The sequence below is a fragment of the Marinobacterium alkalitolerans genome (genome assembly GCF_017776525.1).
GTDB classification, from domain to species: Bacteria; Pseudomonadota; Gammaproteobacteria; order Pseudomonadales; family Balneatricaceae; genus Marinobacterium; species Marinobacterium alkalitolerans.
The window spans coordinates 38,597-52,527 of record NZ_JACVEW010000002.1; the positions used below are offsets into that span (position 1 = coordinate 38,597).

Below are 13,931 nucleotides of genomic sequence, written 5' to 3' on the forward strand. Positions count from 1 at the left end.
ATTATCCTACTGCTCCAAAGCGCGCTGCGTATGGCCCGCGAAGAGCCGAGTGCGCTGCAGAATGGCGGACAGGGACTGTGTCATCTCGTGAAGCGCTTCGGGGCGGGCCGAGCCGGATTCTCGCAGCCGTGACTGGAGTGCCTGCAGGGCCGATCTGAGCCGAGCGTCAGGCACGGACCGGTTATCCAGCGTGGCTGTTTCCAGATGTGTAAGCAGCTCGCTCATTGCGTCGATGGATGCTGCTGCGGAGGTGTGAGGGCGTCTGAATAGCATGGAAATCTGCTCCCAATAATAATTACTGGTGATAAAGCAAATTTCGTTCCAGTAAAGAACGCCCCGCTTTACGGGCTCCTGAGCCGGCGGGGGTGAAGACTGGTGCAGCCCGGCATCCCGGCTGCACCCTGATGGCGCATCAACCCTTGGTTCAGTCTGAAAGGGGGCGCGGTAATCAGGCCGAGTCAGTCACCGGCGTTCTGGCAGCGCACGTGTTGAGGGCTTTCCAGGCGTCGTACTGGCTCAGGAACACCTGCCCCGTGAGATCATCCAGAAAGTGAGTATGTTTCAGCTTGTCCATCACCGGGCCCTTGACCTCGGAGAGGTGGAAACGTACCCCGCTGTCTTTCAGACGTTCGTTGATGGCCTCGAGGCTTTCCAGTGCTGATGCATCGATCAGATTGACGGCAGGACACATCAAAATCAGATGCTCGAGTTCCGGCTGGTTGGCGACCAGGTCATAGATCCGGTCTTCCAGATAGCGGGCATTGGCAAAGTAGAGGCTTTCATCCACTCGGAGTGTCAGTACACGGGTGCAGGTTTCCACCTCAAAACGGTCCACATTGCGGAAGTGCTCGGTGCCGGGCACTCGCCCAACCACGGCGCTGTGCGGTTTGCTGGTGCGGTACAGGTACAGCAGCACCGACAGGCCGACCCCCGCAATGATGCCCAGCTCCACGCCTTCCACCAGCGTGAGCAGAATGGTGGCCAGCATGGCTGCGAAATCGCTGCGTGAGTAATCCCAGGTACGCTTGAGTGCTCCCAGGTCTACCAGGGACAGCACCGCTACGATGATGGTGGCGGCCAGTGTTGCCTTGGGCAGGAAAAAGATCAGCGGGGTCAGTACCAGCGTGGCGATGGCAATCCCGACCGCCGTGAAGGCACCTGCCGCGGGTGTTTCGGCGCCGGCATCGAAATTCACGACGGAGCGGGAAAAGCCACCGGTCACCGGAAAGCCGCCGGATGTGGCAGACGCAATATTGGATGCACCCAGACCGATCAGCTCCTGATCGGGTGAAATCCGCTGGCGACGTTTGGCTGCCAGGGTTTGTGCAACCGAAACCGACTCCACAAAACCGACAATGCTGATCAGCAGTGCCGACACGAAGAGTTGCTGCCAGAGGTCGGTATCGAAGCTGGGCAGCTGCAGCCCGGGCAGACCGGTGGGCACCTCACCGACCACGCGAACACCCTGTTCGGTCAGGCCCAGCGCCCAAGTGACCAGAGTCGTGGCGACGACCGCCAGTACCGGGCCTGCCTTGGCGACGATATCGGCCAGGCGGGGCCCCATCCCGAACTTGATCAGCAAGGGCTTCAGCGCCTTGCGGACCCAGAACAGGAAGGCGGTTGCCGACACGCCGATCAGCAGTGTTGGCAGGTTGGCCTGGTCCAGACCCGCCGCCAGTGCCAGCAGGATATCCAGCAGGTTATGACCGGACGCATCAACACCCAGAATATGCTTGAGCTGGCTGGCGGCGATGATGATGCCCGAGGCCGTAATAAAACCCGAGATCACCGGGTGGCTCAGGAAGTTGGCCAGAATCCCGAGCCGCATCAGCCCCATCAGGACCAGAATACCGCCGGAAATGAAGGCGAGCGCCGTGGCTGCGGCCAGATATTCGGCCGTGCCCTGAAGGGCCAGGTTGCCCACGGCGGCGGCGGTCATCAGTGATACCACCGCGACCGGGCCAACCGCCAGCGTGCGGCTGGTGCCGAAAATGGCGTAGGCCACCAATGGCAGGATACTGGCATACAGACCCACTTCCGCCGGCAGTCCGGCCAGCAGTGCATAGGCCAGTGACTGCGGAATCAGCATGATGGTCACAATCAGAGCTGCGATCAGATCACTGGTGAAGGTGCTTCGGTTGTAGCTACGAAGCCACTGCAGAATGGGGAAATAGCGTTCTAGCATGCAAGTATCCTTGGTGCCCTGTTACTTCTTGTCGGCAAAATTACAGGCTTCCTGCGCCTCTTGCTCGGTGGGGCTGTGGTGAAGAATCTCCGGCTTGGCCATCCATTCATGTCCCTTGAGCATGGCATTCCAGTAGATCCACGGCAGCATCTTCTCCTTCAGCAGCCAGGAGAATCGGCTGGCCTGTTTGCCATCGACGATCCATTCGGGGAAGCTCGGTAGCAGCTTGCCGCCATAGCCAAATTCGGCCAGCACAATCTTGCCGCGCTCGACCGTGAGCGGGCATGAGCCGTAGCCATCATAGATGGCACGCGGGGCTTCGCCTTTCAGTGCCCGCAAGACGTTTTCGGCAACCACCGGGGCCTGCTTGCGGACCGCCGCAGCGGTTTTCGCGTTGGGTGTGTTACCGGCATCGCCCAGACCGAAGATATCGCCGTAACGGCTGTGCTGCAGGGTTTCCGGGTTGAGTGCGATCCAGCCTGCCTCATCTGCCAGCGGGCTCTCACTGATGAAGGAGGGAGCGCGCTGTGGCGGGCATACATGCAACATGTCGAAAGATTTTTCCACTTCCTGACTGTTGCCCTCGGCATCGGTAACCCGGAAGCGAGCCGTGCGACTGTTGCCATCGACCGCGATCAGGTTGTGCTGGAAGTTCAATTCAATGCCGTAGCGCTCAACGTACTGCATCAGCGCCGGTACATAATCGGCGACCCCGAACAGGGCTGCGCCTGCGGTACAGAATTCGACCTCAATATCACTCAAGCGTGACTCGCGCAGCCAGTGGTCACAGGCCAGATACATCGCTTTCTGAGGCGCGCCGGCGCACTTGATCGGCATGGGAGGCTGGGTGAACAGGGCCTTGCCCTTGCGCGTGCTCTGCACCAGTTCCCAGGTGTAGGGGGCCAGGTCGAACAGGTAGTTGGAGGTGACACCATTGCGGCCCAGAGTCTCACGCAGGCCGGGGATGGCATCCCAGTCCAGTGTCAGGCCGGGAGCGACCACCAGGATGCGGTAGCCAATCGGCTCTCCATCTTCAAGGATGACGCGGCGAAGCTCGGGTTCAAAGGCATGAGCAGCGGCCTGATACCATTTGACCTGATGCGGCATGACGTCGGACATGGGGCGAACCGTCTCACGACGCTCGAATACACCACCGCCCACCAGTGTCCAGCCGGGTTGATAATAGTGCTCCTGACGCGGTTCGATGATCGCAATATCAATATCCGGATCGCGCTGCAAAAGGCTGCCCGCAACCGACTGACCTGCGGCACCGCCACCGATAATCAGTACCTCGTGGCGTCGTTCCGGCGCTTTCATGGCTCCCTGGCTTGCCTGACCGGAGCGGGCCTGCAAGCGGTCACGCTGGGCGCTCAAGTCGTAACCGGCCTGACTGGCGGCGGTCAATATGGCATCGGCGTCCAGATGATGCGCTTCCGACAGCGCCCAGAGCGTGCAGCAGCGTGTTCCGGTGCGGCAAAAGGCCAGCACCGGGCCCTGAAGCTGGTTCATCAATGTCTGGAACTGCTCCACATCCGCATCGGTGATTTGACCCGAAATGACCGGCTGGTAGTGCCAGGCAAGGCCATGGCGCTCGGCAGCCGCACGGATCTCGGCCATATCGGGCTGGTCCTGGCTTTCGTGCTCGGGCCGGTTGCAGATGATCGACTTGAACCCCTTGGCGGCGGCCAAACCCACATCAGCTGCACTGATCTGTGGACTCACACTGAGAAATGGGGTGAGCTGATGAATTTCCATGCGCGTCTCCGGATATCGTTATTGTTATGAATGCTCAAGCCTGTTCAGAAGAGGTTGACCGGAACCTTCAGGTACACCTGACCGTTGTCCTCGGCCGGTGGCATCTGGCCCGCACGCATGTTGACCTGTACCGATGGCAGGATCAGGCGGGGCATGGACAGAGTTGCATCACGCTCGGTACGCATGCGCACAAAATCCTCTTCACTGATGCCATCACGCACATGAATATTCTGCTCGCGCTCGGCCGCCACGGTGGTTTCATGGGCATACTCGTCACGTCCCGGTGCCTTGTAGTCGTGACACATGAACAGGCGCGTTTCTGGCGGCAGTTCAAACACGCGCTGGATGGAACGGTAAAGAGTTCGTGCATCGCCGCCCGGGAAGTCACAGCGAGCCGTGCCGAAATCCGGCATGAACAGGGTGTCGCCAACGAAGGCGGCGTCGCCGAAAACATAGGTCATGCAGGCGGGGGTATGGCCGGGGGTGTGCATGGCCTTACCCTCCATTTCGCCCACCTGAATACGATCACCGTCGTTCAGCAATACATCGAACTGGCTGCCATCGCGCTGGAATTCTGTGCCGGCATTGAATGCCTTGCCAAAAGTATCCTGCACCGTGGTGATATGGGAGCCGATGGCCAGACGGGCACCGGTTTTTTCCTGCAGGTAGGGGGCGGCTGACAGGTGGTCGGCGTGCACATGGGTTTCGAGAATCCAGTCAACGCTGAGCCCTTCTTCCTTGATGTAGGCCAGAATGGCATCGGCCGAACGGGTATCCGTGGTACCGGCGGCATAGTCAAAGTCCAGTACCGAGTCGATGATGGCACAGTGTCGAGATGCCGGGTCCTGAATGACATAGCTGTAGGTAAAGGTCGGCTCGTCAAAGAATACCTGTACTTTGGGTTGCATAACGCCTCCGATTTATAATTACTTATTATTATATACTTATAACCATTTAAATCTATCCTAGTATAGTTTTTTGGCTTATAGAAATAATTATAAGTTATATACGGCGGCGCACTCATTCACTTTCCGGTCGGAGCGGGAGCAGGAGGGATACGAACAGGATATGGAAGGGGAGAGATGGCAGGGCCGAAGAGAGGCCCCGCCCGGTGGGAGGTCAGCCCTGCTTGGGGCCGACCCAGACTTGCTGAATGTTCACGAACTCCATGATGCCGTGCGGGCCCAGCTCGCGGCCGTAGCCGGAGCGCTTAATGCCGCCGCTGGGCAGGCGCGGGTCCGTCTTGACCAGCCCGTTGACAACGACTTGCCCCGTTTCTATATCCGAGGCGAGTGCTTCGCCCCTTGAAGTTTCCGTCCAGATGGAGCCGGCCAGACCGAACTCCGAGTCGTTGGCGATACTGAGTGCCTGCTCGGCCGAGTCGGCCTTCAATACCACGGCGACAGGCCCGAAGGTTTCCTCGCGGCATGCGGGCATGTCATTGGTCACATCGGCCAGCAGGGTGACGGGATAGAAGTAACCCGGTCCATCGGGCACTTCACCCCCCAGCAGGCAACGGGCACCTGCCGCCCTGGTCTGATCAACCTGACGTGCCAGTTCGGCACGCAGTTCTTCACGTGCAATTGGCCCGATATCCGTATCGTCGCTGGCGGGGTCACCCATCTTCAGTGGTGCCAGACGGGCTTCCAGCAGCTCCAGGAAGCGGTCATAAACCGGCGCCTCGACGATAATGCGCTTGGCGGCGATACAGGACTGACCCGCATTGATGATGCGCGAAAAACCGATCAGATCGGCCGCCTGCTCCAGATCCGCATCGGCCAGTACGATGGCAGGGTCTGAGCCCCCCAGTTCCAGCACCGCAGGTTTAAGCTCCGAAGCTGCCATGGACGCGACCTTGCTGCCGCCCACACTGGAGCCGGTGAAGGACACGGCCTTGATGTGAGGGTGCCGGATGGCCGCCTCAACGTCCGGTGTCTTCAGGGGCAGGCTCTGGAGTACACCCGGGGGCGCATCGGCCTGGACAAAGAGATCGGCAATCGCTTCGGCACAGGCCGGAACGTGCGGGTCATGCTTGATCAAGCAGGTGTTGCCTGCCATCAGTGCCGGTGCACAGAAACGAAATGCCAGCCAGAAGGGAGCGTTCCAGGGCAGAATCCCCAGCACCGTCCCCAACGGCAGGTGCTGGATATAACTGCGGGTGGCATCCGAGGGCAGCTCATAGGTTTTCAGATAGGCTTCCCCGTGCTCGGCGTAGTGCTCTGCGCACCAGGCGGCCTTCTGAACCTCGCCCCGGGCTTCCTTGATTGGCTTGCCCATCTCATCGGTCATCAACCGGGCCAGACGCTCTTCCTGATTGCGCATCAGGTTGGCGACGCGCTGTAACAGCCGCGCGCGCTCGTTGAAAGAGGTCTTGCGCCAGTGCGTGAAACCCTCATGCGCAAGCTGAATACGCTCTTCCATGCCGACACGGTCAAGCGCCGGATAGCTGTGCAGTGTTTGTCCGTTGGTCGGGTTGGTAACTGTCAGCATGCTTCCCTCCTTAGCGCTTCTTGTCTGCTTTGTGCTTTTTGCCGGAATGCTTCAGCTCTTTTTCCTTTTCCGCTGCCGGCTCCCGGGCCGGCGTGTCCGGTCTTGGCGTCGGGGCCTGAGGCACTTCAGGGCGCAGCGAAAAGTCCTGGGGGACATCCTCGAAGAAGGAGCCACAACCATCCTCTGTTATGTAGAAGGTATCCGAAATACCGCAGGTCTTGTCCCCGTCTACGCCCCACATCCAGGGAATCACGTGGAAGGTCATACCCGGTTCAAGCACGGAGCTGTCACCGCCCTTGAGGCTGACAATGTATCCCTCGTCCCAGCTCGGCGGGAAGGCGATGCCGATGGAGTACCCTGAGCGGGTGATCAGCTTGGCACCCACATCATTCTCCGTAATGATGGAGCGCACGATATGGTCGGCATCCGATACTGTCAGGCCCGGTCGCATCTCGGCACGGATGTGGCGTAATGCTGACTTCATGGTTTCCTGAGCCTTGTACATGGAGTCGGTCAGCTCGCCACAGATTACGGTTCGCATCAGCGCTGCATGGTAGCGGCGGTAGCAGCCACCGATCTCGAGGAAAACATGGTCACCGGGCTGTACGGTGCGGCCTTCCCAAGTGGCATGACCGATCATGGTCCTTGGACCGGAGGTGACATAGGGCATGACGGCCGGGAAGTCGCCTCCGGCACTGAACATGGCTTCGCTGATGGCCCCCCCGATTTCGTTTTCGGTGACGCCTGCACGGCAGGCATCAATGCCCGCGTACAGACCGGCCTTGGCAGCTTTGGCCGCAATGCGCATGGCATCCAGCTCGTAGTTGGACTTGCACTTGCGACCCTCTTCCACGATGCCGAAGCAGTCCATCAGGCGACCGCCCTTGAAGGCGGTCTTGAAGTAATCTTGATGGTAGGCCGGGAAGAAGTAGCTGTTGCGCTCATATCCCAGCACCTTGTCGGACAGGCCGAACTCACGCAGCGCTTCGATCAGCATCTGAATGGCATCGCCGGTATCGGAGTAGGGGCGTGTTTTCTCGACCCAGGTACGCGCATGCACGTTGGACTCCTCCATCATGCGCGTAATCATGAAAGGTTCGTCCTCCAGTGGTACCACCAGCGCCTGGAAGTAGGAATATCCGGTTGTCTGATAATCGGTGAGATACATCAGGTTTTCCGGGTCCGTAATGATGACGGCATCCAGCAGGCGCTTGGCCATCCGCTGGCGCAGCTCGCTTAAACGGCGCTGATACTCCTCAAACGGAAACGTCATGTCATCGCGTTCGCGCATCATGCACCTCCCATTACGGTGTCGACAGCCTGCTCCAGTGTCTGCAGTCCCTGCTCCAGGTCTTCATCGGAGATAGTCAGTGGCGGAATCAGTTTGATTACGCGTCCACCCACCCCGCACGGGCCGACCAGCAGGCCGGATTCAAAACAGGTCTTGGCGATCGCCTTGGCACGCGCACCGTCCATCACGTCCAGTGCCTGGATCATGCCCTTGCCACGCACTTCAAAACCCTGCGCGTGATAACGCTGTGCCAGTGTCATCAGGCGTGCGCGCATCATTTCACCGCGGTCACGGGTCTGCTGCATCAGCTCATCGTCTTCGAAGTAGCGCAGCGCTTCACGGCCGGCGACAAACGAGAAGCCCTGACCGCGGAAGGTGCCGGTATGTTCGCCCGGCTGCCAGTGCGCATCATGCTCCGGTTTGACCAGGTTCATGGCCAGTGGTGTGCCGAAGCCGCCGATGCCCTTGGCGAGACAGACAATGTCCGGGTCCAGACCCATGCCGTCAAAGCTGAAGTAGTGACCGGTACGACCACACCCCACCTGGATATCATCCACGATCAGCAGAGCGCCGGTATCACGTGCCAGCTGTTGCAGCTCCAGCAGCCATTCGCGGCTGGCAACGTTCACGCCGCCTTCAGCCTGAATGGTTTCAATGATGAAAGCCGCAGGCGGTTCCACGCCGCTGGAATTGTTTTCAAGTGCCTCACGCAGGGTGTTGAGACAGCCCATGCCGCAACCGGAGGTGGTTTCAAAGGGGGCATGGCTGACGTTGTTCAGAGGCACGCCGGCTGCATTGCGGAAGTAGCTGTTGGCGGTACAAGCCAGCGACCCCAGTGTCATGCCATGGAAGCCCTGCGAAAATGCGACCACATGGGTTCGCCCCGTAACACGGCGAGCCAGCTTGAGTGCCGCTTCAACCGCATTGGTGCCGGTCGGGCCCATGAATTGCAGTTTGTAATTCATGTTGCGTGGCCGCATGACCGTGTCCACAAAGGCACGGATAAACTCGCGCTTTACACTGGTTGCCATATCCAGGCTGTGAGCAACGCCATCAGACTCAATGAACCGAATCAGAGCTTCTTTCATGCGCGGGTTGTTATGGCCAAAATTAAGCACGCCGGCCCCGGCAAAGAAGTCGATATAACTTCGTCCCTGTTCATCCACTTGTCGTGCGTTGGACGCCGAAGCAAAAACTGTTGGATAAGCTCGGGAGTAACCGCGAATTTCGGATTCCCATTTTTCAAACAGTTCCATGCTGATCTCCTTGTGCGACTAGGCCATTCCAGGCAAGCCCCGGATTGGGCCAGCCTGTGGCGTGAGTGATAATGTTGCCGGTGTTTTACCGGGAGAGTGGCAGCGAGATATCAAACAGGGCTCGAAGGCCGTCTTTGAATGTTGTTTGTTTCACCGTAGGAAAGAAAATGTTCCCCAGCAAGCGGTTTGCAAAACTTTTTTTCTAGGGCTCCGGCGCCCCCACCAGACGGGAAAACACCTTGACCACCTGACCGATCAGGTCATCGTTGAACGCATATTCCGGGCTGTGACAGGGCGCCTTGTAGGCATCCTCTTTCGACATGCCGATCAGGGCGAACGCCCCCGGTATTTCATTCAGGTAGTAGCTGAAATCTTCAGAGGCCATGATCGGGATGTGTATCGGCTTGCACTGCCAGTTCTGGCCCAGAGCATCTGCCAGCGCATTACGATAGTCCTCCGCGGCATCGGGGTGGTTGATGGTGGCCTCATAGCGCTTGGTGGTGGTGACATGAGCGCTGACACCATAGGTACGCGCCGTTTCCTCGCTGATATCGGTGATCAGCTGGTTGATGGTCTCTCGTAGCTCTGGCTGGGCCAGTCGAATACTGCCTCCCATTTTGACCCTGTCAGGGGTGACGGTCGGCGCGTTGATGGCGTCGATACTGGTGACGCTCACCACTGTAGCGGACTGGGGCGGCAAACGACGGCTGACAATCTGCTGCAGGTTCAGCGTGATGGCAGCGGCGGCCAGGACCGGGTCGCGGCAAAGTTCCGGTTGACTGGCGTGGCCACCTCGTCCCTTGAGCTCGATCTCGAAGGTCCCGTTACCGGACATGACGGGGCCATCGGGACACACGGCCTGACCGAACGGAATGGCGGGCCAGTTATGCCAGCCATAAATGCGGTCAACGCCTTCCAGAGCACCATCTTCGATCATGCTGCGGGCGCCGTGACCGCCTTCCTCGGCGGGCTGGAAAACCAGCGTGACAGGCCCCGGCAGTTCTGCCTCATGGGCTTTTAGCCAGGCCGCCGCAGCCCAGAGAGCAGCCGTATGCCCATCATGCCCACAGGCGTGCATCTTGCCCTCGACCTCTGATTTGTAGGGCAGGTCAGTCAGTTCGTGAATGGGCAGGGCATCAATGTCGCCGCGCAGTGCAATATGCGGTCCCTTGGCATTGGGTGCCAGAGTGGCCAGAGTGCCGAAACGCGCACAACTGCGCCATTCAATGCCAAGGCTGTCGAGTTGTTCACGAATCAGGGCGGAGGTGTTTTCCTCCTCCCAGGTCAGCTCAGGCCGGCGGTGCAACTGGTGCCGGAATTGAACTGCCTGCTGGATAATCTCTTGCCATTTCGCTTGCATCTCCACCTCCTTGCCTGTAAGCCTGATTTCAGGCTAGCGTCTAAGCCATCAACACTCAAACGTCGTTGATGAGAACTATTCACGCATTGATGCGTATACCCTCCATACAGGACTGCCAACGGAGGCAATTGATGATTTTTTTCCGCTCACTTCACAATCGCCTCCTGCTGGCTCTGGGCCTTGTATGGTTCACCCTGCTGTTTTCGGTCATGTGGCTGGTGTGGAGCTCAGGGCATCAGATGCTTGAGCATGACCTCCGGCGTCATTTGGACTTTGAGTCCAGGCTCATTTCGCAAACACTGGAACAGCGCCTTCAGCTCAGGATCAGGGCCCTGCAAAAAGTGGCAGGGGCCATGACGACAACCGCTGAATATCAGCTGTCTCTGATCGCTCGTGATCGCCTGGGGCGAGAAGTGGGGCTTTTGGCCTTTTTTGATAACGTACTGGTTTTTGACACCGCTGCCGACATTATTGCTGACCGACCTCAAGTACCGGGACGCCGGGGCATCAATGTGGCAGATCGAGAATACTACCAGCACGTCATGGCAACCGGTGAGGTTCACATCAGCGAGCCCTTTATCACCAAATCCAACCCGCGCCCGATATTTAACATCTCGGTTCCGATAAAGAATTTCAATGGTACCGTGATCGGCGTACTGGCCGGCTCCATGGAACTGCAGCGCAGTGATTTCATGGGTAATCTGCAGAGCTTGTCGGTAGGGGAAACCGGGTATGTCGCCATTGGCAGCCGCGGCAAGCTGAATATCCTGCATCCGCGCCCGGAAGTGCTGATGAAGCCCATTCCGGGCCCGGACCGGCTGCCGCTGCTGCATGCCGCGTATGAGGGGTTTGAAGGCGTTGAGCGCGGCCCCTTGCTTGATGGCCGAGAGGCACTGATTGCCTACCGGAAAGTGCCGGTTGCCGGCTGGGTGATCGGGGTTGTGCTGCCGGGGAAAGAGGCGTTCCAGCTCGTATACGAGATGGAGCGCAAGATGCTGATTGGCGGCGCCATGCTCTTTGTGTTGGCGGCAATCCTGTTTGCGGTGTCCCTGCGCTGGCTGCTCAAGCCACTGACTCAGCTGGTCGAGGCGGTACGGCGGATTGGCTCGAAGGAAGCCCTTGCGCTGCCCGATGCACACGTAGAAGAAGTGGACCTGATCAGCAGGAGTTTTAATGAGCTGCTGGATGCCAATGCAGAAGTGGTCGCCGACCTGCATCGACGGGAAAGCTACCTCAACTCAGTGCTGGAAAGCACGCCGCTGGGTGTGTTCATCGGCAATGAGACGGGTGAAGTCAGCTATGCCAACCCGGCGCTGCGTCAGTTGCTGCCGGTTGGGGCGGGCAACTCGGTGAACTGGGAAGATGCCGTTCATTCGGATGACTCATCGCGTGTACAGCAGGCCTGGCAGGCCACGCTCACCGAGCAGAAAGCCCTGAAGGAAGTGTTTCGCCTGGTGGATGCGCTGGGGCAGCAGCACTGGATGGAGATGCGTGCCTCACCGGTTCAGTCTGGAGAGGTGATGGTCGGGGTGGTGGCTATCCTGTCGGATATCACCGAACAGGTCACCCAGACCAATGAAGTGCGCTGGCGTGCCGAGCATGATGAGCTGACGGGGCTGTTGAACCGCCACGGGCTGGAGTCGCTGATGACACGGCTCAAGCAGGAAATGGCACTGAATAATGACAAGGTGGCCCTGATGCTGATTGATCTGGATGGCTTCAAACAGGTCAATGATGTCGGCGGGCATGTGGCCGGGGATGAAATGCTCCGTCAGCTGGCAGAGCTGTTTCACCAGCGGGTGCGCCAGAGTGATCAGCTTTGCCGGCTGGGAGGGGATGAGTTCCTCATTGTGATGCCGGGCTGTGACGCAGAGCATGCGGCAGAGGTTGCGGAAGTGGTCAGATCCAATGTCGCACGTTTTGAGCTGGTGTTGGGCGAGCATGTTTTCAGAGTGAGTGTCAGTATTGGTGTGACCGAGCTGCGCAAAGAAGACAGCAATATCGATGACGCTATTCATCGGGCGGATATGGCGTGCTACACCTCCAAGAAGGAGGGTAAAAACCGGTTTACAGTCGTTTGATAAGGGGGGCAACGAGCACCTCAGGCCCAAGGCCCAGCAATATTTTTGCCACTGCCCTGGCCACACATAATCCGTATTGAATTACTTTCCTGAAAGCACGAAAACTTCCAGTGGCTCCGTCTTGTTTTCTTCGTACGATTTAAGGCGCTCAATCGTTTCTTCAGTAAGCCGGTGCCCTTCAGACAACAGTAAAAGGCCACTAAAGCCCATCACGTCGCGTGTCAGTTGCATACCGGGTTTGAGATGTGCCGTGGATACGACTTTTTCGTCACGGTTGAGCAAATCCGCTTCCAGTTTTGGAATGATCCCGGGAAGCACTTCAACCAGGTTGGGGTCGTAAATATGGCCCGAGCGCTTGCGGAGTATATCCAGCGCGGACTTGCTGCTGTATCGGGTTCTGTGACTGATGCCTCTGATCAGGAAAATGTAGTCTCTTGAAAGCGCCAGAACCCGAGACCCCAGAGGTACCTTTTCGCCGGCCAGCCCTTCGGGTGACCCCTTACCGTCAAAACGCTCAAACTGGTGCTTGATTGCATGCGCAATAGAGGACAGGTGAGCCACGGGTGACATGGCCTGAAATGCAAGTTGAGGGTGAGAGAGGAATTCGTTTTTCTGCTCCTCGGTCATTTCGAACCTTGGGGTGCCGGCAAGCTCAGACGGAAGACACAAAACCCCCACTTCTGCCAACAAGCCGGTCAGCTTTATCTGTCGGGTTTCGTTTTCATTAAGCTCAAGCGCCTGAGCGATTAGCTGACAAAGCAGGCTGATTTCATTTGCATGGCTGGAACTGTCCAACCCACTGAGTGCGAGCAGGTTATAAAAAACACGCACGGTTGCTCGTACTTGTTCCTGAATCTGGCGGTTACGTGTTTCCAGATTCTTCATGGCTTTGCGGATCTGCTCTGTTCGAAGACGTACCTTGTCTTCAAGCTGATTATTCAGGGATTGCAGCTTTGCATTGCTGTCCTGAAGTTGCTCATTCTGTTGTTGAACAATGTCTAACAGAGCCTGGTTTTCCGTGCGCAGTCGCTTGATTTCAAGCTCTTCGTCCAGAATTGCAAGCAGCTTGGCTGAGTCCCAGGGTTTTTGTATGTAGCGATGAATTCGACCTTCATTAACAGCGGCGATGGTTGATTCCATGTCGGCATAGCCAGTAAGGAGTAGCCGTATTGATTCGGGGTGATGAGTTGCAGCCTGAGCCAGAAACTCGGCTCCATTCATGCCGGGCATACGCATGTCGGAAATGATAAGGTCGTAGTTGTCTTGCCGAAGCAAAGCCAAACCGTCCTCTCCGTTGTCTGTGGTGACAACTTCATACTGATGTTGAGTGAGCAGCCGCTTCAACGCTCTCAGAATGCTGTTTTCATCGTCAACGCAGAGCACTTTCCAGGCGGGTGGAGGGGCATGCGGTGTTTCCGTCAGTTCTTTATCCAAGAGGGCAACCTTTGTTCATGCAAGTCTCAAATGTCATACTTGTAATATGAAGCACCTGTGTTATAAATGCTAGGGCAGA

The 13,931-nt window shown here is 58.0% G+C and carries 10 protein-coding genes; 1 reads left to right on the plus strand and 9 read right to left on the minus strand.

Annotation, left to right across the window (positions count from 1 at the left end):
• Nucleotides 1-6: 6 nt before the first annotated feature.
• The 8 genes from H9C73_RS01520 to doeB2 form a co-directional block, all read right to left on the minus strand.
• Nucleotides 7-273 (minus strand): hypothetical protein, encoded by a 267-nt coding sequence (locus H9C73_RS01520; protein WP_209286016.1) that lies wholly within the window; start codon nucleotides 271-273, stop codon nucleotides 7-9.
• A 175-nt stretch (nucleotides 274-448) separates the two neighbouring features.
• Nucleotides 449-2,185, minus strand: coding sequence for a SulP family inorganic anion transporter (locus H9C73_RS01525; protein WP_209286017.1), 1,737 nt, complete (start codon nucleotides 2,183-2,185; stop codon nucleotides 449-451).
• Nucleotides 2,186-2,206: 21 nt separating this feature from the next.
• Nucleotides 2,207-3,940, minus strand: coding sequence for a bifunctional protein tyrosine phosphatase family protein/NAD(P)/FAD-dependent oxidoreductase (locus tag H9C73_RS01530; protein ID WP_209286018.1), 1,734 nt, complete (start codon nucleotides 3,938-3,940; stop codon nucleotides 2,207-2,209).
• Between the two features lie 44 nt (nucleotides 3,941-3,984).
• Nucleotides 3,985-4,848: an MBL fold metallo-hydrolase gene (locus tag H9C73_RS01535; protein ID WP_209286019.1), complete on the minus strand. Its 864-nt coding sequence runs from the start codon at nucleotides 4,846-4,848 to the stop codon at nucleotides 3,985-3,987.
• Between the two features lie 211 nt (nucleotides 4,849-5,059).
• Nucleotides 5,060-6,430 carry an NAD-dependent succinate-semialdehyde dehydrogenase gene (locus tag H9C73_RS01540; RefSeq protein ID WP_209286020.1) on the minus strand — a complete coding sequence of 457 codons (1,371 nt, stop codon included), beginning with the start codon at nucleotides 6,428-6,430 and terminating at the stop codon, nucleotides 5,060-5,062.
• Between the two features lie 10 nt (nucleotides 6,431-6,440).
• Nucleotides 6,441-7,721 (minus strand): ectoine hydrolase, encoded by a 1,281-nt coding sequence (gene doeA, locus H9C73_RS01545; RefSeq protein ID WP_209286021.1) that lies wholly within the window; start codon nucleotides 7,719-7,721, stop codon nucleotides 6,441-6,443.
• Nucleotides 7,721-8,977, minus strand: coding sequence for an aspartate aminotransferase family protein (locus H9C73_RS01550; protein ID WP_209286022.1), 1,257 nt, complete (start codon nucleotides 8,975-8,977; stop codon nucleotides 7,721-7,723). The genes doeA and H9C73_RS01550 overlap by 1 nt, the downstream gene beginning before the upstream one ends.
• A 202-nt stretch (nucleotides 8,978-9,179) precedes the next feature.
• Complete coding sequence (gene doeB2, locus H9C73_RS01555; RefSeq protein ID WP_209286023.1) at nucleotides 9,180-10,337, minus strand: N(2)-acetyl-L-2,4-diaminobutanoate deacetylase DoeB2; 1,158 nt, start codon at nucleotides 10,335-10,337, stop codon at nucleotides 9,180-9,182.
• A 131-nt stretch (nucleotides 10,338-10,468) separates the two neighbouring features.
• Here doeB2 and H9C73_RS01560 point away from each other — a divergent pair, with 131 nt between their 5' ends.
• Nucleotides 10,469-12,418, plus strand: a complete 1,950-nt coding sequence (locus tag H9C73_RS01560; protein WP_209286024.1) for a sensor domain-containing diguanylate cyclase — start codon at nucleotides 10,469-10,471, stop codon at nucleotides 12,416-12,418.
• A gap of 81 nt (nucleotides 12,419-12,499) precedes the next feature.
• On the opposite strand, the gene H9C73_RS01565 is transcribed toward H9C73_RS01560, so the two are convergent.
• On the minus strand, nucleotides 12,500-13,852 hold the full coding sequence (locus H9C73_RS01565) for an HD domain-containing phosphohydrolase (protein WP_209286025.1): 1,353 nt from the start codon (nucleotides 13,850-13,852) through the stop codon (nucleotides 12,500-12,502).
• Nucleotides 13,853-13,931 lie beyond the last annotated feature (79 nt).

Coding starts and splice junctions, on each gene's coding strand:
- H9C73_RS01550 (WP_209286022.1), bottom strand. CDS start 8,977: ATGGAACTGTTTGAAAAATGGGAATCCGAAATTCGCGGTTACTCCCGA.
- H9C73_RS01520 (WP_209286016.1), bottom strand. CDS start 273: ATGCTATTCAGACGCCCTCACACCTCCGCAGCAGCATCCATCGACGCA.
- H9C73_RS01525 (WP_209286017.1), bottom strand. CDS start 2,185: ATGCTAGAACGCTATTTCCCCATTCTGCAGTGGCTTCGTAGCTACAAC.
- doeB2 (WP_209286023.1), bottom strand. CDS start 10,337: ATGCAAGCGAAATGGCAAGAGATTATCCAGCAGGCAGTTCAATTCCGG.
- H9C73_RS01530 (WP_209286018.1), bottom strand. CDS start 3,940: ATGGAAATTCATCAGCTCACCCCATTTCTCAGTGTGAGTCCACAGATC.
- H9C73_RS01540 (WP_209286020.1), bottom strand. CDS start 6,430: ATGCTGACAGTTACCAACCCGACCAACGGACAAACACTGCACAGCTAT.
- doeA (WP_209286021.1), bottom strand. CDS start 7,721: ATGCGCGAACGCGATGACATGACGTTTCCGTTTGAGGAGTATCAGCGC.
- H9C73_RS01535 (WP_209286019.1), bottom strand. CDS start 4,848: ATGCAACCCAAAGTACAGGTATTCTTTGACGAGCCGACCTTTACCTAC.
- H9C73_RS01560 (WP_209286024.1), top strand. CDS start 10,469: ATGATTTTTTTCCGCTCACTTCACAATCGCCTCCTGCTGGCTCTGGGC.